Origin of the sequence: Dyella choica (assembly GCF_003977665.1) — a bacterium.
GTDB classification, from domain to species: domain Bacteria; phylum Pseudomonadota; class Gammaproteobacteria; order Xanthomonadales; family Rhodanobacteraceae; genus Dyella_B; species Dyella_B choica.
Genome location: NZ_RYYV01000008.1, coordinates 84246 through 107560, shown reverse-complemented (window position 1 = coordinate 107560; position 23315 = coordinate 84246). Strand labels below are relative to the sequence as shown.

22 protein-coding genes are annotated in these 23315 nt (G+C 62.4%); 14 read left to right on the top strand and 8 right to left on the bottom strand.

Annotated elements, in window-relative coordinates; genetic code table 11:
• Positions 1-48: 48 nt before the first annotated feature.
• From gspG to hrpB, 10 genes are all read left to right on the top strand, one after another.
• Positions 49-489 (top strand): type II secretion system major pseudopilin GspG, encoded by a 441-nt coding sequence (gene gspG / locus EKH80_RS12515; protein ID WP_126685096.1) that lies wholly within the window; start codon positions 49-51, stop codon positions 487-489.
• On the top strand, positions 486-1073 hold the full coding sequence (locus EKH80_RS12510; RefSeq protein ID WP_126685095.1) for a GspH/FimT family pseudopilin: 588 nt from the start codon (positions 486-488) through the stop codon (positions 1071-1073). Before gspG ends, EKH80_RS12510 begins: the two co-directional genes overlap by 4 nt.
• Positions 1070-1477, top strand: a complete 408-nt coding sequence (locus tag EKH80_RS12505; RefSeq protein ID WP_230473659.1) for a type IV pilus modification PilV family protein — start codon at positions 1070-1072, stop codon at positions 1475-1477. The genes EKH80_RS12510 and EKH80_RS12505 overlap by 4 nt, the downstream gene beginning before the upstream one ends.
• A complete protein-coding gene (locus EKH80_RS12500; RefSeq protein WP_126685093.1) occupies positions 1474-2142 on the top strand; it encodes a prepilin-type N-terminal cleavage/methylation domain-containing protein in 669 nt (222 codons plus the stop codon). Before EKH80_RS12505 ends, EKH80_RS12500 begins: the two co-directional genes overlap by 4 nt.
• On the top strand, positions 2139-3014 hold the full coding sequence (locus EKH80_RS12495; protein ID WP_126685092.1) for a type II secretion system minor pseudopilin: 876 nt from the start codon (positions 2139-2141) through the stop codon (positions 3012-3014). Before EKH80_RS12500 ends, EKH80_RS12495 begins: the two co-directional genes overlap by 4 nt.
• The gene (locus EKH80_RS12490; RefSeq protein ID WP_126685091.1) at positions 3011-4171 is read left to right on the top strand and encodes a PilN domain-containing protein; all 1161 of its coding nucleotides are present in this window, start codon (positions 3011-3013) and stop codon (positions 4169-4171) included. Before EKH80_RS12495 ends, EKH80_RS12490 begins: the two co-directional genes overlap by 4 nt.
• Before the next feature lie 11 nt (positions 4172-4182).
• Positions 4183-4830, top strand: coding sequence for a type II secretion system protein GspM (gene gspM / locus EKH80_RS12485; protein ID WP_329955483.1), 648 nt, complete (start codon positions 4183-4185; stop codon positions 4828-4830).
• Positions 4827-5546 (top strand): general secretion pathway protein GspN, encoded by a 720-nt coding sequence (locus EKH80_RS12480; protein WP_126685089.1) that lies wholly within the window; start codon positions 4827-4829, stop codon positions 5544-5546. Before gspM ends, EKH80_RS12480 begins: the two co-directional genes overlap by 4 nt.
• 3 nt (positions 5547-5549) lie before the next feature.
• Positions 5550-7928 carry a type II secretion system secretin GspD gene (gspD, locus tag EKH80_RS12475; RefSeq protein WP_230473658.1) on the top strand — a complete coding sequence of 793 codons (2379 nt, stop codon included), beginning with the start codon at positions 5550-5552 and terminating at the stop codon, positions 7926-7928.
• Positions 7929-8024: 96 nt separating this feature from the next.
• Complete coding sequence (gene hrpB / locus EKH80_RS12470) at positions 8025-10514, top strand: ATP-dependent helicase HrpB (protein WP_425481144.1); 2490 nt, start codon at positions 8025-8027, stop codon at positions 10512-10514.
• Positions 10515-10582: 68 nt separating this feature from the next.
• On the opposite strand, the gene EKH80_RS12465 is transcribed toward hrpB, so the two are convergent.
• Positions 10583-11536 carry an NAD-dependent epimerase/dehydratase family protein gene (locus EKH80_RS12465; protein ID WP_126685088.1) on the bottom strand — a complete coding sequence of 318 codons (954 nt, stop codon included), beginning with the start codon at positions 11534-11536 and terminating at the stop codon, positions 10583-10585.
• 90 nt (positions 11537-11626) lie between these two features.
• Between EKH80_RS12465 and EKH80_RS12460 the strand changes: the two genes are divergently transcribed.
• Both EKH80_RS12460 and EKH80_RS12455 read left to right on the top strand, forming a co-directional pair.
• Positions 11627-12580, top strand: a complete 954-nt coding sequence (locus EKH80_RS12460; RefSeq protein WP_126685087.1) for a LysR family transcriptional regulator — start codon at positions 11627-11629, stop codon at positions 12578-12580.
• Positions 12581-12606: 26 nt separating this feature from the next.
• A complete protein-coding gene (locus EKH80_RS12455; RefSeq protein ID WP_126685086.1) occupies positions 12607-13305 on the top strand; it encodes an ArsR/SmtB family transcription factor in 699 nt (232 codons plus the stop codon).
• 117 nt (positions 13306-13422) lie between these two features.
• On the opposite strand, the gene EKH80_RS12450 is transcribed toward EKH80_RS12455, so the two are convergent.
• From EKH80_RS12450 to EKH80_RS12440, 3 genes are all read right to left on the bottom strand, one after another.
• Positions 13423-14142, bottom strand: coding sequence for a pseudouridine synthase (locus tag EKH80_RS12450; protein WP_126685085.1), 720 nt, complete (start codon positions 14140-14142; stop codon positions 13423-13425).
• Between the two features lie 72 nt (positions 14143-14214).
• Entirely contained in the window at positions 14215-14994 is a 780-nt protein-coding gene (locus tag EKH80_RS12445; protein ID WP_126685084.1) for an ABC transporter permease, read from the bottom strand.
• Complete coding sequence (locus EKH80_RS12440) at positions 14991-15956, bottom strand: ABC transporter ATP-binding protein (RefSeq protein WP_126685083.1); 966 nt, start codon at positions 15954-15956, stop codon at positions 14991-14993. The genes EKH80_RS12445 and EKH80_RS12440 overlap by 4 nt, the downstream gene beginning before the upstream one ends.
• 95 nt (positions 15957-16051) lie before the next feature.
• On the opposite strand from EKH80_RS12440, the gene EKH80_RS12435 reads away from it, so the two are divergent.
• Both EKH80_RS12435 and EKH80_RS12430 read left to right on the top strand, forming a co-directional pair.
• Positions 16052-16798 (top strand): FAD-binding oxidoreductase, encoded by a 747-nt coding sequence (locus EKH80_RS12435; RefSeq protein WP_126685082.1) that lies wholly within the window; start codon positions 16052-16054, stop codon positions 16796-16798.
• A gap of 443 nt (positions 16799-17241) precedes the next feature.
• Positions 17242-17625, top strand: coding sequence for a hypothetical protein (locus EKH80_RS12430; protein ID WP_126685081.1), 384 nt, complete (start codon positions 17242-17244; stop codon positions 17623-17625).
• Between the two features lie 86 nt (positions 17626-17711).
• Here EKH80_RS12430 and EKH80_RS12425 read toward each other — a convergent pair whose 3' ends face one another.
• The 4 genes from EKH80_RS12425 to EKH80_RS12410 all read right to left on the bottom strand — a co-directional run bounded on the left by EKH80_RS12425 (position 17712) and on the right by EKH80_RS12410 (position 23064).
• On the bottom strand, positions 17712-18893 hold the full coding sequence (locus EKH80_RS12425) for a fimbrial protein (protein WP_126685080.1): 1182 nt from the start codon (positions 18891-18893) through the stop codon (positions 17712-17714).
• Entirely contained in the window at positions 18890-21682 is a 2793-nt protein-coding gene (locus tag EKH80_RS12420) for a fimbria/pilus outer membrane usher protein (protein ID WP_230473657.1), read from the bottom strand. Before EKH80_RS12420 ends, EKH80_RS12425 begins: the two co-directional genes overlap by 4 nt.
• The gene (locus tag EKH80_RS12415) at positions 21679-22422 is read right to left on the bottom strand and encodes a fimbrial biogenesis chaperone (RefSeq protein WP_126685078.1); all 744 of its coding nucleotides are present in this window, start codon (positions 22420-22422) and stop codon (positions 21679-21681) included. Before EKH80_RS12415 ends, EKH80_RS12420 begins: the two co-directional genes overlap by 4 nt.
• Positions 22423-22512: 90 nt before the next feature.
• Positions 22513-23064, bottom strand: a complete 552-nt coding sequence (locus tag EKH80_RS12410; protein WP_126685077.1) for a fimbrial protein — start codon at positions 23062-23064, stop codon at positions 22513-22515.
• Positions 23065-23315: the final 251 nt, after the last annotated feature.

The following is a 23315-nucleotide window of genomic DNA, read 5'->3' as shown; positions in this document are numbered from 1 at the left end:
TCCCATGTCATGGCATTACATTTCGCTTCGCAACGGAGAAACCAACCTATGCAGTACAGAACCATAAGGATCCGGCAGCTGCGCCCCCCCCGTCGCAGCGCGGGTTTCACGCTGCTGGAAATGCTGGCTGTGATCGTGTTGATCGGCATCGTCGGCGCCATCGTCGTGCGCCAGGTAGGCAGCAGCGTGGACAAGGGCAAGTTCGGCGCCGGCAAGGCCCAGCTCACCACGTTGAGCCAGGCGGTCGACTCCTATGCGCTGGACAACGGTTCGCCGCCGGCGCAACTGACTGACCTGGTCGCCAAGCCTGCCAACGCCACCAACTGGCAAGGCCCCTACGTCAAGCCGACCCAGCTGAAGGATCCCTGGGGCCATGACTTTGGCTACAAATATCCCGGCGAGCACGGCAATTACGACCTGATTTTCTATGGCCGCGATGGCAAGCCCGGTGGCGAGGGCTATGACGCGGATGTGGGGAACTGGCAATGAAGAGCAGGGCACGGGTAACGGGGCAGGGGAAGCGGGAGGGCGCGTCGCGGCGTGCCGTCTCGCGTATTCCCGACCCCGTTTCCGGTGGCCGCTCACCAAGCGCTGGCACCTCCCGTTCTCCTTTCCTCGTCCGCCGCTCCCTGCAAGGTTTTACCTTGCTGGAAATGCTCGCCGTGATCATCCTCATCGGCGTCGCCGCCGCGGCAGTGTCGATTTCGGTGGCGCACGGCCTTGCCAGTGCGCGCATCAACTCGGCGGCAAGCGAACTTGCCGCGTCGCTGCGCGCCACACGTACGCAGGCCATTGTGCTTGGCAAACAGAGCGTGTTCGAAGTGGATACCCGCGGCGAAACCTACCGTGGCGCGGACAGGCGCGACATGCGCCTGCCGAAGGGGCTGGAGCTGTCGGTCACCAGTGCTACCAGCGATCAATCCGGCGGCGAGCTGGCGCGCATCCGATTCTTTCCGGATGGCAGTTCCACCGGCGGGCGGATCACCTTGCGCAGCGGTCAGCGTGAATGGCATGTCAATGTGTCATGGCTGACCGGGGCCATCACCCTGTTCGATACGGCCAAGCACTCGTGATCGCTTCGGCCCGCCAAGCACGTGGCTTCAGCCTGCTGGAAGTGATCGCCGCCATCATGCTGCTGGCTATCGCCTTCGCTGCGCTGATGGAAGTGGCGGGCGGTTCGATCCGGCTTTCACAGAAGGCGTCCGACTATACCCAGGCGGCGTTGTGGGCTCGCTCGGCGCTCGACTCACGCTTCGTGCTTGAGCCCGTGCAGCCCGGCCTGACACAGGGAAGTTTCGACAACCGCTACCGCTGGCGTTTGCAGGTAACGCCGTGGGCAGTGTCGAACGCAACGCCGCCGGGTACGCCGTATGCGTTTCGAATGTACAAGCTCGATCTCGACGTGATGTGGGGTTCGGCGCCGTTCGAACACACGGCGCGTTTCAGCACCTTGCGCATTGGTAGCAACGCGCCATGAAGCGTCTCGCCACTGGTTTCACCCTGCTCGAAGTGCTTGCTGCCATGGCGCTGCTCGCTCTGCTCCTGCTCGGCGTGTACTCCGGCGTGCGCTCGGCCACGCATACCGTGCAAGCCGGCAGCATCAAGATCGAGCAACTGGATGAAGTCCGTTCCGCACAACAGTTCCTCAGCCGTGAACTTGCGCAGGCCATGACCCAGCCCATGGGGCACGACGACAACGGCAACGGCATTTTCTTTGTAGGCGGCGGCGAGACCATGCGGTTCGTTGCGCCCCTTCCTGGTTACCTGGGGCGCATGGGGCCGCAGCTGATCGAACTGAAGCTGGCCAAGGGCGAGCACGGCAAGCAACTCGTGGCGAGCCTGGCCGTGTTGCCCCCGGACGGCAGCGCACCCAAACCCGTGGGCGAACCGCAGGTACTGCTGGATGGCGTAGTCGACGGCAGCTTCAGCTACCGCGGCGTGAATCAGCAAGGTCAGCCGATGGACTGGCAGGACCATTGGAATGCTCCGGCCACCATGCCTAACCTGGTCACGATCAAGCTGGCGCTCGACCAGGGCCGCCCGTGGCCGATGCTCAGCGTGCCGTTGCGCGTGAATGCCGCGGCGATCCAGGGGCCGGGCAATCTGCTGCGCGGCTTGCGCGGGCCGGGAGTCGGGCCATGAAACGTGGCTCGCGTCGAAGCCAACGCGGTGTCGCCTTGCTGCTGGTGATGTGGGCATGCACCCTGCTAGCGATTCTGCTTGGCGGCTACGCAGTGCTGGCTCACACCGAAGGCCTGCAGTCGAACTATCAATTCGAGCAAGCGCGGGCGCATTACGCGGCCGAAGCTGGCGTGATGCGCGCGGTCTATGCATTGCAGGCGCCTAGCGTCAACGACCGTTGGATTGCCGACGGGCGCGTGTATCCGATGTTGTTCGAGCAAGCCAAGGTAGGCGTGTCGATCACGGCGGAAAGCGGCAAGGTGGACATGAACTCCGCTTCGCCCGATGTGCTCACCCATCTGTTTCAGAACGTCGGTATCGATAGCGTGCATGCGGGCCAGATTGCCCAGGCGATGGTGGACTGGCGCAGTTTTCCGATTTCGCCGCAGCAGGTTGCGCAGCGCAATGCTGCCTACGCCGCGGCAGGCCGCGACTACGGTCCGCGCAACGGCCCCTTCGCCAGCGTGGAAGAGTTGCAGATGGTGCTTGGCGTGACTCCCGAGCTGTACGCGAAAATTGCGCCCTACGTCACGATCTGGTCCGGTCGCGCCAGTCCCGATCCGAATACGGCACCGCTGCTGGCACTGGCTTCGAGTCCCGGCATGGATCTGCAACATGCCGCTGCCATCATCGCCGCGCGCCCCAGCTCCGCAGGGGGTAACGCTGCGGGCGGGCTGGTCGCCAATAACGGCATCACGCATAGTATTCGTTCAGAGGCCGTGCTTGCCGATGGCACGCGCGCGATCTTGCGTGCCACGGTACGCTTGCAAGGATATCGGCCCGGTTCGCAGGCTTTTGCGGTGCTGCGCTGGCAAGAGGGAGAAGGGGAGTGAATTCCGCTACGCAGACACTGCGACCACAGCTTGAGCGCGCACGCCGCGCATGGCGCGGCTCGCCTTTGCCGGGTTTCCTCGCCTGGTGGTGGGGAGAGTTGCGTACGCTGCTGCCGGCTCGCTGGCAAATGTTTTTCGGCGGCGGCAACGTATGGTGCCTGCTGCACCACCACGACGGCCAGTGGTCCGTGCGCCGCAGCGGCCGGCCTGCCACTTCCATGCCCTGGAGCGATGCACTGGACGTGCCCGAGCAACAGGCCCTGTTGAGCGCCGCAGTGGCCGACGTGGACCGCCAGGATCTGCGGCTCGCCTTATGCCTGCCGCAGGATGCCGTACTGCGCCGGCGTCTGCTGCTGCCGGAAGCCGCACGCGAAAACCTGCGCCAGATCGGCGCCTTCGAAATGGATCGGCAAACCCCGTTCCGGGTCGACCAGGTTTATTACGACCTGCGCGAGCTGGCCGGCCCGGTGCCGTCCGGGCGCATCGCCGCTGAGCTTGTCGTGGCCCCGCGTGCCGCGGTGGACGCCAAACTCGAACATCTGCGTGATGCCGGCATCGCCATCGATGCAGTGGATTTGTGCGATGGCGACGCGCGGCTCGGCGTTAACCTGCTGCCGCCGGAAATGGCGTCCGCGCATCGTGATCCGCGTCGCCGGCTCAACCTGGTGCTTGCCATTGCCGCTGCGCTGCTGTTGCTGCTGTGCCTGGGCCAATACATGCACAATCGCCAGGAAGCCTTGGCCGCCATGCAGACCCAGGTCGATGATATGCGCGCCGATGCGCAGAAGATCGCCCAGTTGCGCAAGCAGTTGGAGGAAAGTACCGGCGCGGCTGGCTTCCTGGCCAAGCGCAAAACCGACTCCGTGGCAGTGGTGGATGTACTGCAAGATCTCACCGCACGCATCCCGGACGACACCTGGTTGGAACGCTTCACGGTAGACAGTGCAGGACGCGTGGGCATCCAGGGACAAAGCGCGAAAGCCGCATCGCTAATCGACGTCTTGCAGGGCAGCAAGCTGCTCACCGGTGCGAATTTCCAGGGTGTGATCCAGCGCGATCCGGCTACCAACAAGGAACGCTTCTTCATGGACGCGCAGTTGCGCAAGTCCGCTACCGGAAAACCTGCCGCCAACAGCAGCACCGGAGGCGCGCTATGAAGATGAGGCCGATGAAACCGGCCGAAAGCCGCATGGCCGCGATCGGCCTGCTGGTGCTGGTCCTGTTGCTGGCGTATTTCCTGTTGCTGCACTGGTGGTTCGTTGCGCCGCTGCGCGACATCGACAGCCAGATGGATGATTTGCGTGGCACGCAAAGCCGTTATGCGACCGCCATTGCCCAGAAGCCGCAATTGCTCAAGCGCATCGAACAGCTTGGCCAAAATCAGAGCGACAGCAGCACCTTTCTGTCCGAAACCGATCCCAACGCGGCTTCCGCTGCGCTGATGCAGCGCGTGGTGGACGATGCCGCCAAGTTCGCGCAGCAAGGCAGCTGCGAAGTCAGCCAGAAGATGCCGGTGAACAATCTGGGCACGGCGCCCACCGATCCTTATCAGAAGGTGGTGGTCAGCATCAGCCTGCATTGCGATATGCAGCCGCTGGTCGGGTTGCTGTACACACTCGAAAAGGGCAAGCCGTACCTGTTCGTGCAGGACTTCAGCGTATACCGCAATCCGCTGGTGAATACGCAGAAGAACGTCGCTCCGCTGGAAGTGCAATTCACTCTGGCCGGCTATGTGCGCGCATCCGGCGCGCCGGGGGGCTCGCAGGCCAATGCGCAGGCACCGACCGAACAGACCCCGGGAGACGACAACGAATGAACGCCGCCGCCCAGCGCCGCCTTACCCCCGTTGTTGGAGCCACCGTGGCGGTACTCGGTGTCGCCCTGCTTTCATTGCTGTTCGGCGCGGGACGCGGCGTGAACTGGGAAGCGCCACGCCCGGTGCCGTCGCTCCCCGCGGTACGTGCCGTGACCCTGCCGACGCCTGCGCCGCTGCAAAGCTTGGCGCAAACCTGGGACCACCCCTTGTTCAGTGCCGACCGCAAGCCCATCGTCACCCAGGGGGGCGGCAGCGAAGGGGTGAGCCTGGGTGATCTGCAGCTCACCGGCATCATCCTCACGCCCAAGCTGCACATGGCCTTGCTCGGTCCCGTCAACGGCAAGGGCGACGAGGGCAAGCAGGTAAGCGTGCGTGAAGGCGCAAACTTGCCCGATAGCAGCTGGAAGCTGCTCCAGGTGCTGCCTCGCTCGGCGATTTTCGCCTCGCCCAGCGGGCGCACGGAGCTGAAGTTGCCGGCCGGCGCTCCGATCGACCAGCAGGCGTCGCCGAACCCGTCGCAGGGCAACCCGCCGCCCATTCCGATGAATAACCCAGGGCAGCCGCCGGAAGCGCCCCAGCCTGGTAGCGGGCACATGATCGAGCCTTCGCCGCCGCCGCCACCTAACGATGCGCAAGCGGAGCGCTTGCAAAAACTCAGGGCCGCCATTCTCAAGCAGCGTTCCCAGCGACAAATGGGGAATCAGGGAGATCACTGATAAATGTCACACTCGCGTATGCAATCCCATACCCGCCCCAGCCTGCGTATCGGCGCGATCGCGCTGGCGGTCTTCCTGAGCGGCTGCGCGGCCAACAAGCCGCTGGTGCCCGAAAACCATGATCTGGAACGCGAAGCGATCGCGGGAACGGAAAAACCAGCTCCGCAGCCGCAGCCACTGAACAACAACCTCAGCAATACGCCGCCAGCGCCTGCCGTGGCCAGCATAGCGCCGGGTACTGGCCAGTTCGTGCGGCCGACCGGGCCGGCCACGCCACACCGCCCGGCTTCAGGCGCCGGCGCGGTGACCTTCAACTTCGAGAATCAGCCGGTACAGGCGGTGGTGAAGGCGATCCTGGGCGACCTGCTGCACGAGAACTACACCATCGTGCCGGGTGTGCAGGGTAACATCTCTTTCTCCACCTCCGAACCGGTGGACAGCAGCCAGGCGATGCCGATTCTGGAAACGCTGTTGTCGTGGACGCACAACGCACTGGTGAAAACTGACGGCCGCTATGTGGTGATGCCAGAAAAGGATGCAGTCGCCGGTAATGTTGCTCCGAGCCTGGGGGCTGCGGCGCCCGCAGGTGGCATGCAGGCGCGCCTGTTTCCGCTGCATTACATCGCCGCCGACCAGATGCAGAAACTGCTGAAGCCGTTCGCACGCCCGGATTCGATCCTGCTGGTCGACAATGCGCGCAATGTGCTGGTGGTGGCAGGTACGCCCGACGAACTGAGCAATTACAACCATACCATCAGCACCTTCGACGTCGACTGGCTACGCGGCATGTCGGTGGGCGTGTTCAACCTGCAGCACGCCACGGTCGAGGACTTGATGCCGCAGCTGGATGGCATGTTCGGTCCCAAGGGCGATACGCCGCTGGCTGGCATGTTCCGCTTCATCCCGATCAAGCGCACCAACGCGCTGGTGGTGATCAGCACGCAACCCAGTTATCTCAATGAAGTGGGCAACTGGATCGCCAAGATCGACCTGGGCGGCGGCAATGAACCGCAGCTCTATGTGTATGACGTGCGCAACGTCGGCGCAGCGGATCTGGCGCATTATCTGGCGCAGATCTACACCGATGGTGGTGGCGGTGGCGGTTCCGATCGTGGCGGCAGTGTTGCGCCTGGTGCGGGTGGCGCCAGCACGCTGGGCATGGGCAACAACGCCAGCGGCAACGGCAGCGGCATAGGCAGCACAGCAGGCGGCTTCGGCAGCTCCGGCACGGGTACCAGCGGCGGATTGTCGAACGGGCTTTCCAGTGGCTTGGGTGGCACGGGTGGCAATGGCTATCCGAGTGGCGGCATCGGCTCTTCTTCGATTGGTGGCACCGGTGGCGGCACCGGGGTGAGTGGCGTCGGTATGAATGGCGGTCTGGCCAATGCGCAGAGCCAGGACCAGGGCTACAGCTCCAAGGACGGCAGCATCCGGATTGGCTCGGTGAGCGGCAACAACCAGTTGCTGGTGCGCGCGCGTCCTGCGCAATGGCAGGAAATGGTCAGCGTGATCAAGCAGCTCGACGTACCGCCGTTGCAGGTGCAGATCGAGACGCGCGTGTTTGAGGTGGAGTTGACCGGTGACTTCCAGTTTGGCGTGCAGTGGTACCTGGAAGGTTTGGCGAATGCCACCACAGGCAGCAATGGCGGTATTACACCAGGCAATCCGTATGCGCATCGCATGATTGGGTTGGGTGGGGGAGGGAATACCTTCACGGGCCAGCCGTTCTTCTATTCCTTCCTGAATTCGAACCGGACCTTCCAGGTCGCTGTCTCCGCGTTGGAGACCAATGAAAATACCAAGACACTTTCCGCGCCCTCCCTGGTCGTGCTCAACAACCAGGTGGCGCACATCGCGGTGGGTGACCAGATTCCGGTCAACCAAACCTACTACACTGGCCTGGGTACGGGCACAGGCACCACTGTGGGGCAAGTGCAATACATCCCCACCGGCGTCATTCTCGACGTGCAGCCACGCGTGAATCCAGGTGGTCTGATCTATCTCAATATCGATCAGCAGGTCAGTACCACCGGCGCACAGAATGCGCAGGGTAATTTCACGATTTCGCAGCGCCAGATTGCCACACAACTCGGCGTGCAGAATGGTCAGACGGTGCTGCTCGGCGGCCTGATTTCGCAACAGGACACCAGTTCGAATACAGGTATCCCAGGCTTGAATCGCATTCCTTTGCTGGGCAAGTTGTTCGGCACCACGAATCACAAGAAGACGCGCCAGGAGCTCATTGTGCTGATTACGCCGCGCGTCATCACCAACAGCGACGACGCCAAACAGATCACCGACGAGTACCAGGAAAAATTCCAGTCCTTGGCGCCGCTGCACGGCGGATCGGCGCCTGCACTGGAATACCCGCTGCGGAGATAATGCCCGTATATGCTCCTTCCTTGCGTGAAGGATGCCTTGGACGCCGGATACGAGCTACATGCGTCACCCGTTATCATCGTGCGTATGATTGCGCCGATGTTCCCCATTACTCCGCTGTTGCCGGAGCTGCAGACCGTACTGGCCTCAAAATCCAGGCTGGTCCTGGAGGCCCCTCCCGGCGCCGGCAAAACCACGCAGGTGCCCTTGGCTTTGCGTGATGCGCCGTGGCTCGACGGCAAAAAGATCGTGATGCTGGAACCGCGCCGCATAGCCGCACGCGCCGCAGCGCAGTTCATGGCGCAGCAACTGGGTGAGCCGATCGGCCAGACGGTGGGTTACCGCATTCGCTTCGAATCGAAAGTCGGCGCCGCCACGCGTATCGAAGTGGTGACCGAAGGCATCCTCACGCGCCTGATCCAGGCCGATCCCGAGCTTACCGGCATCGGTGCGATCCTGTTCGACGAATTCCACGAACGACATCTGGCCGGCGATCTCGGGGCAGCGCTGGCGCTGGACATCCAGCATACCTTGCGGCCGGACCTGCGTATCGTGGTGATGTCCGCCACGCTAGACGGCGAGCGTATCGCGCAGTGGCTGGACGCGCCGCGCATCAGCAGCCCGGGGCGCAGCTTTCCGGTTCGGATCGAATATCCGCCTGCGCGCACGCAGGAAAGCACGGAACAGCATCTCGTGCGCGTCACGCGGCAGGCGCTGGAGGAAAACGAAGGGGACATCCTGGCGTTCCTGCCAGGCCGTCGTGAGATCGCGCGCGTGCAGGGCATGATGCACGCGCTGCAGCGGGACGACCTGGAAGTGGTGGCGTTGCACGGCGAACTCTCGTTGGCCGAGCAGCAGCTTGCGCTGGCGGCGGCGGAAGGGGGCATGCGGCGCATCGTGCTCGCCACCAACGTGGCGGAATCCAGCGTGACACTGCCGGGTATTCGCGTGGTGATCGATGCCGGTCTTGCACGCGAGCCGCGTTTCGATCCCAACTCGGGCTTCACCCGGCTGGAAACGCTCAGCATTTCGCAGGCTTCGGCCGATCAGCGCGCCGGCCGAGCAGGCCGCGTGGCGGAAGGCGCTGCCTATCGGTTGTGGCCGCAAAGCCGCCGGCTGGATGCTTCGCGTACGGCAGAAATCATGCAGGTGGAATTGTCCGGCCTTGCCTTGGAGCTGGCGGCATGGGGCAGCGCGGAGTTGCCCTGGCTAGATCCGCCGCCAGCGGGGGCACTGGCCCAGGCCCGAGAACTGCTCATCCGGCTGGGCGCACTCGATGCGCAGCAGCGCATCACGGCCTTGGGGCGCCGCATGCTGGAGCTTGGTGCGACGCCGCGCCTTGCGGCGGCCGCACTGCGCGCACCGGAAGCGCTACATGCGCTGGTCGCTGATCTGCTTGCCCTGATGGACGCGCGTTCCCCACTGCGCGGCGAGCAGGCGCGCAGTGATGACTTCCGCACGCGCGTTTCAGCCCTGCACGCATGGCGGGACCGGCGTAGCGCCACTGGCTCCGGCCATGCTGCCGATGCGGGGGCGCTGGCCGCCATCGAGCAAGCCAGCAAAGGCTGGCGGCAACGCCTGAACCTGCGCAGCGCGGCCAGTGGCATGCCGCATAGTCACGCGGTAGGTGACTTGCTGCTGCACGCTTTCCCTGACCGCATCGCGCGCCAAGATGAGGGCAACCCGTTGCGCTACACCTTGGCGAACGGTCGCGGTGCGCGCTTGCATGAACAAACGGCCTTGCTGGGTGAGCCTTGGCTGGTCGTACTGGATTTGCGCCACGAGGCGCGCGACAGCCTGGTTCTCTCCGCCGCGCCGCTTGATCCGCGCGTGCTGGAACAGGACTATCCGGAGCAGTTCCGGCGTGTGCGCAACGTGCGCTGGAGCGAAGGCCGCGCTGCGGTGGAGGCGTTCGAGGAGCATCGCTTCGGCGCCATTGTGCTGGAGCGCCGCAGCGTTCCGGTGCAAGCCGAAGACGCCGTGCCCGCCTTGCTCGCCGCCATTCGCCAACGCGGCCTCGATGGATTGCCATGGAGCGAGGCCGCGCGCCGCCTGCGCCTGCGTATGCAATCGCTCCGCGAATGGATGCCGGAACTGGGTCTGCCGGATGTTTCCGAAGCGCATTTGCTTGCAACGCTGGAGGACTGGCTTGGCCCCTATCTGCAGAACAAGCGCAAGCTGGATGCCTTGTCGGAAGATGAGCTTTCGCAAGCCCTGGCCGCCTTGTTCGACTATGAGCAACGCAAACAGCTCGATGCCCAGGCGCCCGATAGTCTTACGGTGCCCAGCGGCCAGGCGCGCCGGCTTGAGTACAGCCCAGGCGAACCCCCGGTGCTGGCGGTAAAGCTGCAGGAGCTGTTCGGCCTGGCCGACACGCCGCGCGTGGCTGGCGGGCGTGTTCCCGTCACCCTGCATCTGCTCTCCCCTGCGGGACGTCCGATCCAGGTCACGCAGGACCTGCATGGTTTCTGGGAGCGCACTTATCCGGAAGTGAAGAAGGAGCTGAAAGGCCGCTATCCCAAGCATCCCTGGCCGGAAGATCCATGGACGGCGACGCCGACGCATCGGGCCAAACCAAGAGGAACCTGACTCACCCAACTGCGATCACGTAGGCTGGGATGACGATCCCAGCTTTCTCTCGCGGCTCGTGACGCAGCCTACGGTGCGCTCATGCAACCGAGGCCCTTCAACGTTATGAGCAGCGCCTTGTCAATGGGCGTATAGGGCCGCTTGCCAAGAAATGCAATCAGCTTGGCATCATCCAGTTGGATCGTTTCTTTCCATAGATAACGCATCTTGCGTAGCTCGCGCAGGGTTTCCATGAAGGGGGCGAACAGGGCAGTTAGCCACCAGGGGAAGCGCCGAAGCGCGATGTTCGGGCTGTTGGTTACGCGGCGAACCGCATCCGCCATCGTGTAGCCATCCAGCCAATAGCCGCCAAAGTTGTAAGCGGCGAAATCGGCCAGTTCAGGCTCCCGTTCAAGCAGCAGGGTGATCGTTTCCGCCACGTCGGGCAGATAAGCCCAGGCGTGCTGGTGCGTGTAGTCGGCAGGATAGCGAAGCACCTTGACCTGCTTGCCTGCTTGCACCAGTCCCTGCCCAAACCAGTTATTGCCCGCATGCGGCCCGATGAAGTCGCCGCAACGCAGGACCAGGGCGCGCACGCCGATGCGCGATGCTTCGGCCAGGCGCCGCTCCATCTCGGCGCGGATTTCGCCTTTAACCGTGGCTGGATGCTGCGGCGAATCCTCGTGCAGCAGCGGGAATGCGTCGGGGCCGAAGTTATAGATCGTGCCGGGTAGCACGATGCGCGCGCCCACTGCTTTGGCGGCGGCGATCGTGTTGTCGAGCATCGGCAGCACCAGGCCGCCCCAGTTGCGGTAACCGGCCGGATTGACCGCGTGCACGATCACATCGGCGTCCTGTGCAGCGGCGAGCACATCGGCCCGCTGCATGGCGTCACCCTTGATCCATTCAATGCCATCGCGGTCAGCGGGCAGGCTGCGCACCAATGCACGCACCTGCCATCCATGCCGCTTGAACGCCAGGCAGGCTTCGCGGCCGATGCCGCCGTTTGCACCGATCACCAGTACCGTTCGGGATGTACGCATTGCTCTTTCTCCGTTGGGATGGGCAAAGTCTGGCTCCGGTACACATAAAAGAAAATTGCCTAATAATTTAGATCTGCTATACAAATATGCATGGCTGACAAAGACCCCGGTTGGGAACTCTATCGATCCTTCCTTGCCGTCATGCGCGAAGGGAGCCTGTCCGGTGCTGCGCGGTCGCTGGGCATGACCCAGCCCAGCTTGGGCCGCCATATCCGCGAGCTGGAAGAAACACTGGGCGTTTCGCTGTTCGCTCGTTCGCCGCAAGGCCTGTCACCCACCGAGCTGGCGCAGGCCTTGCTGCCGCACGCCCAGGCGATGGCGTCGGCATCAGCCGCCCTGCGTCGCGCCGCGGCCATCCGGGAGGACACGATGTCCGGTGTAGTGCGCATTGCCGCCAGCGAAGTGATCGGCGTGGAGGTGCTGCCGCCCATGCTTGCTGCGTTCCGGCAGCGGCACCCGGGCGTGGTGCTTGAGTTGTCCCTATCCAGTCGAATGGAAAACCTGCTGCGCCGGGACGCCGACATTGCCATCCGCACTGGGCGCCCCACCCAGGATGCACTGGTCGCACGGCGCATGGGCGAGATTACGCTGGGCATGTACGCGCACAAGCGCTACCTGAAATCACATGGCCTTCCGAAAACGCTGGCGGATCTCGCCACGCACGCGCTGATCGGTTTCGATCACGAAACGCCCTATGTCCGCGCGATGCGGCCGGCAGGGCTGCCGTATACGCGTGAGAACTTCGCGTTGCGCACGGATAACGACCTGGCCGCACTGGCTTCCTTGCGTGCAGGCTATGGCATCGGCTTCTGCCAGTGCGGCATCGCACAGCGCGATCCAGCGCTGGTACGCCTGCTGGCCGACAGCATCGAGCTATCCATGGATACATGGCTGGTGATGCATGAAGACCTGCGCCGCAACGCACTGATGCGTGAACTATACGATCACCTCGCCATCGCGTTGGTCGACTATGCTGAAACGGCGTCGCCGTCGGAGGCGCCGCGTGGCCGCACGCGCATGCTTCGAGGGTCAACGAAACGTTGATGGCTACTGGCGATTAGACTGAACTCATGAACGAAGCCAGCCCGCTCAACCGTTACCAACTGGCCGAACTAGGCGCCTTGCTGGCGGAACCGGCGCGCGCGGCGATCCTGCTTGCCTTGATGGATGGCACCATGCGTCCTGCCGGCGAATTGGCGGACGTCGCCGGCGTAAGTGCCGCAACCGCCAGCGCCCATCTCAAGCGACTGCTCGAAGGCGGCCTGCTTGGCCTGCACGAACAGGGGCGCCACCGCTACTACCGCTTGGCCAATGATGATGTGGCAGCATGGCTGGAAGCGATGGCGCTGCCGCATGCGACGCTCACCACCTCCAAAACGGCACCGCGCGATGCCGCGTTGTGCCGGGCACGTACGTGTTATCGCCACCTTGCCGGACAGCTGGGTGTGGCCCTATGCGAAGCATGGCTGCAACGCGGCTGGCTGCACGCGGAAACCGACGGGCTGCAGCTGCTGCCCGTGGCAGCGGACGCGCTGGTGCGCGCGGGGTGCGAACAGGCACCGGCACACCAGATGCTGCATTTGCGTGGACGTGGCTGCCTGGACTGGACCGAGCGCCGCCTGCATCTGGGTGGGCCGCTTGGCGTTGCGATCACCAGCGTCATGCTCGAGTCAGGCTGGCTGCGGCGCGCCCAGCGCAACCGCGCTTTGCTGCCTACACCGGATGGGCTGCGCCGACTCGCTGAACTGGGCATACGCATCGATCCCTGAGCGGACGTCCTTAAAGCGCGCAGGCTGAGATGGCATTCGTAGGCTGGGATGAAAATCCCAGCGTCGCGCGGTTTGCACGCGTGCAATGCTGGGTTTAGCAACCCAGCCTACGAAAATTTACCACTGCGTGCGATGGGGCAGCAGCCCTTTCAATTCCGCGTCAGTGAGATTGCGCCATTGCCCCGGTTTCAGGTGGCCTAGCTTGACGTTGATGATACGTACCCGGCGAAGTTGGGTTACGCGGTAGCCGAACTCGGCAGCCATCAAACGAATCTGCCGGTTCAGGCCTTGGGTGAGTACGATGGCGAAGCCGAACTTGGCAATCCTGCGCGTGCGACAAGGCTTGGTCATCTGGCCGCGAATGCGAACACCTTTGGCCATGCCAGCGAGGAATTCATCGGTAACCGGCTTGTTCACCGCGACGAGATATTCCTTTTCGTGATGGTTTTCCGCCCGCAGGATCTCGTTGACAATGTCGCCATTGCTGGTCAGCAGAATCAGTCCTTCCGAATCCTTGTCCAGTCGCCCAATCGGGAAGATGCGCTCCTGATGGTCGACGAAATCGACGATGTTGCCGCTTACGCTTTGATCGGTGGTGCAGGTGATTCCCACCGGCTTGTTCAACGCGATATAGATCGCACGTTTGGCTGCAGGCGTGCTGGCAAGAATGCGTGCGCGGACGATCTCGCCGTCGACGCGTACCTCGTCGCCTTCCAGCGCCTTGGCACCCGTGGAGACGACCTCACCATTGATGGTGACGCGGCCTGCCAGCAGCAGTTCGTCGGCTTCGCGACGCGAGCAGAGCCCGGCTTCGCTGATGTATTTGTTGACGCGCATGATTCCAATGGTAACGCCGCGTTGCAGGTTGGAGTTCCCTCGAATCAGGTCCGGCGGAACTCCCGTCTATGGTTACGAACGCAGCCCCACGCCGCGCTTGAGTAGATTCAGCGCAACCCAAGACAGCCCAATCACAAACAGCAGCATCACCCCGAACGCCACGCCGATGTGCACATCGCTGATGCCGAGAACCCCGAAGCGGAACGCGTTGACCATGTACAGGATGGGGTTGATGCGCGAGATCGACTGCCATGGCTCGCTCAACATGTTCACCGAATAAAACACGCCGCCGAGATAAGTGAGCGGGGTGAGTACGAAGGTGGGGACCAAGGCGATGTCGTCGAACTTCTTCGCATAGATCGCGTTGACGAAGCCGGCCAGCGAAAAGATCGTGGCGCCGAACAGGACTGAGAGCAGCGTGACCAGGATATGCGCCACCTGAAGATGGGTGAAGAACAGTGCAATCAGCAGCACCAGCAAGCCCACCACCAGGCCGCGCGCCACCGCGCCGGTCACGTAGCCGAGCAGGATCACCCAGTTCGACATCGGCGACACCAGCATCTCTTCCACCGAGCGCTGGAATTTCGCCCCGAAGAACGAGCTGGATATGTTGCCGTAGCTGTTGGTGATGATGCTCATCATCACCAGGCCCGGCACGATGTACTGCATATAACTGAATTCGCCCTGGATGTTGCCGATACGGCTGCCGATCAGCTTGCCGAAGATCACGAAGTACAGCGTCATCGTGATCGCGGGCGGAATCAGGGTCTGCGTCCAGATACGCATGATGCGCACGATCTCGCGCCGCACTATGGTCTTGAGCGCGACGAGGTTGCCGGACAGGTTGCTCATGCTGCCTTCTCCTTGGAATCCTGGCGGCCCGGCTCCTGCCGGCCATTCTCGACGAGGCGTACGAACAGTTCTTCCAGGCGGTTGGTCTTGTTGCGCATCGAAAGCACCGTGATGCCGTGCGAGGTGAGGGCGTCGAACAGGGCATTCATCGCCTGCGTGCGCGGCATTTCGGCTTCCAGCGTGTGCGCGTCGACGCGGCGGAAGGTAATGCCCGGAAGTTTGGGCAACTGGTCCGGCAGGTTGTCCACGTCAAAGACGAAGGTTTCCACGTCGAGCTTCGACAGCAGCAGCTTCATCGAGGTGTTTTCCACGATGGTGCCGTGGTCGATGATCGCGATGTTGCGGCACAGCTGCTCGGCTTCCTCCAGGTAATGCGTGGTGAGGATCACCGTGGTGCCGGCGGCATTGATGCCGCTGATGAATTGCCACATGGAGCGGCGGATTTCGATATCCACACCGGCGGTAGGTTCGTCCAGGATCAGCAGGCGCGGCTCGTTCATCATCGCGCGCGCGATCATCAGGCGGCGCTTCATGCCGCCGGACAGCATGCGTGCCTGGTCCTGTGCCTTGTCCCACAGGCGCAGCTCCTTCAGGTACTTCTCCGCGCGCTCGGCGGCGGTCCTGCGCGGGATGCCGTAGAAGCCGGCTTCGTTCACGCAGATGTCGAACGGTTTTTCAAACTGGTTGAAGTTGATTTCCTGCGGCACCAGGCCGATCAGCTTCATCGCTTCGTTGCGCTGCTTGTTCACCGACATGCCGAAGATGCGCGCGTCGCCCTCGGTGGAATTCACCAGCGAGGAAAGAATGCCGATCAGGGTGGATTTGCCGGCGCCGTTCGGGCCCAGCAAGGCAAAGAAATCGCCCGGCTGGACCGTGAGGTTGATGCCCTTGAGGGCCTGAACGCCGTTGCCGTAGGTCTTGCGCAGGTTTTCGACGACTAGTGCGGGGATAGGGGAAGGCATGGCTGCACCGTAGGGTCTGAGCCCATTATTATAGCGGGCCTTGTCCCGACGACCCGTTCGGCCGGGCGTACTGACTGTTTCTTGCCGGATACCCCATGGCCGAACACTTCACCCTCCGTCTCGTCGACAGCCGCATGCTGGCGCCTGCAGTGCGTCATTTGGGCTTTGAACGCGCCGACGGGCAGCCGCTTGCCTTCATCCCTGGCCAGTTCCTGCAGATCCACTTCCACTACGACGACGGCACTGCCACCAAACGCAGCTACTCCATCGGCACCGTGGGTGACGGCCATTCGCCGGTGCAGCGGATCGAAATCGCGGTGAGCTATGTGGAAGGTGGTGCGGCCACCAAGCTGCTCAGTGGCCTGGAACTTGGCGATACCGTCGAGGCCAGCGGCCCTTACGGGCGCTTCTGCCTGCAGGACAGCGACACGCATCCGCGCTATCTGCTGCTGGCCACGGGCACGGGCGTAACGCCCTATCGCGCCATGCTGCCGGCGTTTGAAAAGTTGCTGGCGAAGGGCGAGCGGGAGGTGGTGCTGCTGTACGGTGCCCGCAATGAAACGGAATTACTGTACGGCGAAGAGTTCGAAGTATTCGCCCAGGCCCACCCGGGCTTTTCGTTCTACGGCTGCCTCAGCCGGCTGCCGCGCGCCGTACCGCGGCCCCATGACCGCCCGGGCCACGTGCAGGGCGTACTGGCCGAGCTGCAGCCTTCCGCGGGTCGGGATATCGCCTATCTGTGCGGCAATCCCAACATGGTCGACGCCGGATTCAATGCCTTGAAGGAATTCGGCCTGCCGATTCCGCAGATCCGTCGCGAGAAGTACATCTCTTCGCGCTGATCGTCTGCAAATAATTTTACGAACGTAGCTAAAGCGCGTCGGATTCTTGCCGATAAAGCTACTGCGAGGATGCAGCGCACTGCGCAGACGTCGGAGTCATGACGTTCCGAGCCTCCTTACGATGACTGCCAGCCGTCCAACTGCCCCCTGGATGGCCGAGCAGCGCGTCGGTAGGCCGGGTTCCTCGCGACGAACCGCCGGCACTCGAAAATGCCGATTCAAGCGCTTGTTTCACATGGAGTTTATGCCACTTGACCAGTTGCCGCCATGAAGCGCCCACGCAGGTTTCTTGACGGTCGTATTGCATGATTTATGTGATGTACTTGGCATTTCCATAACAAGCGCTGGCGAGAGCTCTCAAGTGCCGCTACACCGCAGCCGATGGTGCCTTCAGGTACGCGCGATTTGCGCTGATACCGGTGGAGGGCAGCATCATGCGTGGGATGCGTTTACTCGTTCTAGTGGGTTGTTGCGCCACGATGGCGCTGGTCTCGCTGGCCGCGAAAGCGAGCGGGGGCGGAACCATCGAAGGCGGCACGATCACCTTTGTCGGCGCTGTGGTGGAGCCGACTTGCAGCGTTGCGGCGATGCCCGCTGACGTAAACCAGGTCGTTGGCGCTGCGCAGGCGCATCAGTCAATGCAACGAAGCTGTTCCGACACCTCGGCTGTGGCGGCCATGGCGAGTGCGTCCCGGCCTTACTTGGTGGATGTGGTGAGTCTGTCCGGCTCCCAATCCGATCGAGTGCTCCAGTACTTCGCCAATTATGTTCGTGCCGCCCAGCCCGAATCGGCGAATCCCGTCCTGGTAACGCAAACTTACGAGTGATGCCGGTATTTATCGGTTCGTGGTAGGAATACTTGAGCATTTAAACATGCCCGACGTACGGCATGTGTGGTTTGCTGGTCGGCCGGTCACTGATAGGACATCGTAAAGGTGGCGGTCCCGCAGACGAAGCCCGCGCCTATGGGTGAGCCGGTCGCGTAGTATTGTGCGTAGTAATTGAGCGAAAAGTTGCCGCTGGACGGCGGATTGCCGACCGATTGGGCGGTATTGAACGGCATCGGCTGCAGATTGCCCTGCAGCAATTGAATGCCGACATTCGACGCCGGCGCGCCAGCCGAGCACGAAGCTGATGGCATGATCACGCCAGTGGCCGTACCAGGATTGGCCGTGCTCATGGTCATGTAGAGCGCCCAGTTTTTGTTTGCCGACTGGCAGCTGTATTGGATGCTGAACGCCGTCCTGCCCGCTACGGACCCGCTCGACGGCAATGCGTTGCTGACAATCGTTGGCAAGGTGACGCTGAGATTGCTTGAGCCTGCGGTGACATTGCAGGTGCTCATGTTCAACGTCACGGCATTCAGTGTCAGCGTGCTGAACGAATTGGACGGGCTGGGGTAGGTCTGAGGATCATTCGGATCCGCAGGTACGGAATCCGAATTATAAATTTGCAGCAATTGAATGCTGTTTATCGTGCCGGGAGCAACCGGACCTGTTTTGACCAGTTGCGCGGTAAATTTCACGCTAAGAGGGTCAGGTGTGCAGCTGTAGTTGTTGGTATAGCCCTGGCAGCTGATCTTTCCCATCTGCCAGCCGGATGTGCCATTCGGGCCAGTGCTGGTGCTGCTGGCTTGCGTCTGTTTTGCGGTGAGCAGAACGTCGATGCCTGGCACGTTGGTCTGGAACATGATACCCGCTCCGCCTGGAGGGGCGCTCGTCGAGTCCAGGGCCGCGAGATTGCCCGTCCAGGCGAAAAAGTCATCGTAAAGGTTAGGGGTAATCAAAAAGGCGTTGACGCAGCTGATAGTCACCGTCACGGATCCGGCGCTGCCGATCAGCCCATTCGGGGCACCCGGTGCAATGCTGATGGGGGAGGGTATCGTGATGGTGGCGTTGCTTGTCGATGGCGTGCATTCAGGGGACTGGTTAGCACTTGCGGCGAGGGCCGTCAAACGCATCGGGCTTCCGACTTTTTTTACGGAGGCCCCCTTGGTGGCAACGGCGGCGCAGATGCTGGGAACAATCAGGGCGATGATCAACGACAGCACTGCGACTTGGCTTGCCAGACGCGAGGCAAATGATGCCGATTTCATGTGCCATCCCTCAAGGCGAGTGCGTCAGAGCCGGCTTTTGTGCATATAACATTCATATGATCGTAGCCTACGGCTGTTTGTGCATGCTTGCCCTTGGGCGCGAGCCGGTAATCGAACGAGCAAGACTGCTCCGCGCCGTTGTCATTCTGCCAGCGCGCGGTCAACCGGCCAGCCTGATCGACGCCACGCAGCAGGATCTGCCCCGCCTGGCCGACTACGCCCAGTGAATTGCCCTTTTCGTTGAAGACTTCAGCGCCGAACGGCAAGGCCTGGCCGTCGTTGAGGTGGGCTTGCACGATGAGCGTACGACCGCTTTCGGTCTTGAACTTCAGCATCACCACCGCACCGGCATAGGGTACGACTTGCGCGCTGGTTGTATCGAGTTGCACATCCAGCGGCAAGCCCTTGGGGTCGACCTGGATGGTGTTGAGCTGGTAGGGCGTCAGATAGGGCACGATCGCATAGCCGAAGTGGTCGACTCGGGCACCGGGGGCGTTGGCCAAGCGTGCACCCGCGGCGTTCGGCAAATAGACAATGCCGACCGTATCACCGAGTGGCTGGCCAAAGGTAACGCCGCCCTGATGCGCTATCACTGAACCACTCATGTTCAACGATGCCTGCGAATAGCCGTTGCCGTTGCCGTAGCTGGCATTGAATACCGCATACGGACTGCGATAGCCCACGTTCACCGAGCCGGCATTGCCGCCGCCATTGCCACTGTGCGTTGCCGCGGCACTGTAGTTGAACTGGCTGTCGCTGCCGAGCGTACCGCTGAGCATCGTTTGCGCTTGCGAGCCGCCGGCATGGTCGTGGCTGAGGTTCAGTGCAAGGGTTGGCGAGTGCGTGTTGCGGCCCAGCGGCAAGCTGAGACTCACGAAGTACGCATTGTCGTAGCGGCCCAGTGGGTCCGCCGAACGTGTCGCGGAAACGCTGTAGGCGAGCTGATGGAAATGGTTGTTGTAGCCGATCTGAAACTGCGTTTCGTTGCCGCGCCGGTTCCAGTAGTTGCTGGCGGTGACGTTGGCGTAGATCGAGCCGCCGGTACGTCCCAGCGGCTGGTTGAGCGAGAGCGTGAAATTGCTGCGCTGCCGCTGCACGCCCCGCGCGGACAGAATGGGATTGCTGGTGAACGCGCTACCGGCGAGTGTCGCCTGTTGGGCACTCGTCAATACGCTTTGGACCGGTACGCCATCAATCGTCGGCACGGCCTGCTGGGTGACTACATTGAAGGCATTGATGCCCTGGCGCGCATAATATCGCGCTTGCTCGGCCTGGGTCAGGCTTAGAAAACCGCCAGTGGAATAGCGATAGGTAGCGACCGACAGGACGGTCTGTGTCGAGGGGATGATCTTGCTATAGGTCAAACGCAGGCTTTGTCCCGACTGAGTCGAGTAGCCAGGGATGCGAGCATTGGCGTGGGTGACATCCATCGCAAACGCGCCGTAGTGCGTGTTGATCGCGGCGCCCACCAGCAGCGCGCCGTAGCCTTGCGAGCCTGCGATGCCGGCATAACCTGTCAGCAGATTGTTGAAACCATGCTGGACGGTAGCCTGCATCACGGCCGGCTTGTTCTTGATCGTGGCATCGCGCAGTTGACCGGCGGAGATATCGAAGCGCGTGATGCCGGGACGCAACAGCTGCGCCACTGAGGCATATGGCACGCTGAAAGTACTCACGTGACCGTCGGCTTCCGTTACCGTCACTTGCAGATTGCCGCCATAACCGGTCGGGTAGAGGTCGCTGAGCGAGAACGGACCGGGCGATACGGTGGTTTCGTAGATCACCATGCCGTTCTGCCGTACGGTGATCTTGGCGTTTGTCTGCGCTACACCCCGAACGACGGGAGCGTAGCCTTGCAACGACTGCGGCAGCATGCGGTCGTCAGTACCAAGCTGTACGCCACGAATACCGTAGCTGTCGAAAACGGCGCCATCGGTAAAGCTGTCACCCATTGTCAGGTTGGCGCGCAGCGAAGCCAGATCCCGCTCCACGTAGGTATTAATGTTTTGCCACCTGCGGCGGGCCGGCGCACCTGCGGTCGCCGATTGCCAGTCTACAGTGGCGTCTTCGCGAAAATGCCAGGGACCCAGGTTGAGACCGCTGTTCAGCCCCAGATACGACGTGGTTTGCGTCTGGCCACGGCTGCTGCTGCGGTAGCTGTTGAAGTTGTAGTTCAGCAGTGCGGCGGGCACGCCGGCATCCCAGTATTCCGGATTGACATATCCACGCGCGGTCTGGCCCAGGTAGGCCTGCGGAATGCTGACGTCAATACGCAGCTGCGACATGTCGAATGTGACCGTGGCGCCGGTGATCAGGCTGCCCATGCTTACGCAGGATTTCGGATCGCTCAGACCTGCCAGGGTTTCAACGGACAACTTGGCCGGATGCAGATTCAGCTGGTCGAGCAGTTTGCGGTCGATACACGCTGTGGCGCTGACGTTCGCGGAAGGAGCGGCGAAGCGCACATCGCTGCGGCCAACCCAGACATTGTTGAGGTAAATGTCGGCGTTGTAGCTGCCCGGAAGCACAGGATTGCCGTGTTCGAAACGGGACAGGTCCGTAGTGTTCTGGCCGGCCCCAGCCAGCAGGCTGCGGTCGAAGTCTGCATAACCACTGCTGGCACCGGCATCCGCACCCGTTGCGGCAGCGGATGCTTCAGGTGAAGCGGTGGCGGGAGCGGCCGTCGCGCTCGCCCAACTGCTCAGTGCGGCGGCAATCCCCGCGCACAGCAAAATCTGGCGGCACACACCATGTTTGGCCACATGAAGTGTGTGCCGACGACGCGTCACGGCGAGACGCTGCCCTTGAAGGTTGCCGTCGCGCCGTAGTCGTTGACGATGTCATAGGCGACGGGGGTGCCCGCTACCGGCGCCGCCGTCAACCCTTTCACCTTAAGGCGCAGCGAGCCGAACGGATCGACCATGCCCGCGTCTGCGCTATACGACTTGCCGCTGACGTCCAGTGATGACTTGACGATGGTGACGTGGTACGGCGTGGGATTGCGCACTTCCAGTGCATAGCCCTGGCCATCGGCGACCGCCTGCCAAGTCACTTGTCCAGGTGCCGTCTGTGCATTGCCGGGTAGATGCACGGGACGATAGAAGAGCTTGAGGCGCGAGCGGATCGCGAACTGCAACAGGTTTTTGCCAGCCGCTTCTTCCGTGCTGGGCTTGGGCGGGATTTCCAGTACGTTGAGCCAGAACAACGACTCACGATCGCTGGGCAGCTGTGCCGGCGTGGAAATGATGCGCAGGTTCTGGTCCTTGTACGCCTCCATGCGGAAAAGTGGCGGGGTGATCAGAAACGGTACATTGACCTTGTCCGGCGTCGACTTCGGGTCGCCGCTGTCGATCCACGCTTCGACCAAAGCCGGATGGGAGTTGTCGTTGGTCAGCCGCACCGTGACTTCACCATCCTGGGCGGGGAACACCACGCGCGTCCCGGCGATCAGAACGCTGGCATTCGCGGTACCGGTAAAAAGGCACATGGTCAGCAGTCCCACGCGGACGGCGCGGTTGAAGGCATTCATGGATGGGTTCTCAGGGAGTAACGAATGGCGGGACAAGCGCGAACAACGCTGCGGCTGCCGTGGCGCGCCGCAGCGTGTCCGTTCTGCGACTTATTGATACTGCGTGGTGTACGTAACGGTCGTGCTGACCAGGCCGGCCGTCGCGGCGGCGGTGGCGTAGTACTGTGCCTGGTAGTTCAACGTAACGCCGCCACTGGAGAGAGTTCCCACCGGCGAGTTGGTGTTGGTGTTGAGGTTGATGACCGTACCGGTGCCGCTAAGCAGCTGCACTTCGACATTGCCGGCGACCGTCTGCGGAGCCGAGGCGGTAGCGATATTCTTGAGGTTGCCATCGGTAGCATTGATGTTGCTGCCGCCGAACTGTTCTTGCACGCTGGTGAGGTTCGGATCGCAACCGCTTACCTTGATGTTGAACGGGGTATTGCCGGCGACTGCGCCTGACGATGCCAAGGCAGTGGTGAACACCACGGGCAGTTGGACGGTGTTGCTGGCGCTGCCGCCGTTTACGCTAAACGTGCAGGTGTTGGCGACCACCTTGCCAGTGATCGTGATGGTGCCGTCGGCAGCAGCCACCGAGGTGGAGAACAATGCTGCCGCACCGAATGTGGCGGCGAGGGCAGCGGACAAAGCGATCTTCTTCATGCGGATTCCCTGGTTAACGGGTAGGTGAATTACGGGGCTTTCGGTAAAGCGCTTGCAGTGGGCCGGCGTTTTCCCGCCCCCTCACGGGCAGGCCCACGCCTTGCGAGGCGAGTGAGCAACATTCAGGCCAAAGCGTGACCCCCATCACATTGTCAGGGAAATCTGGCCTATTTCCTATACATGGCTTACACGCCTAGAAAACTTTCCCCTACATATGTCGGGAAAAAGTGTGAACTGTTTCTCCCGACTGG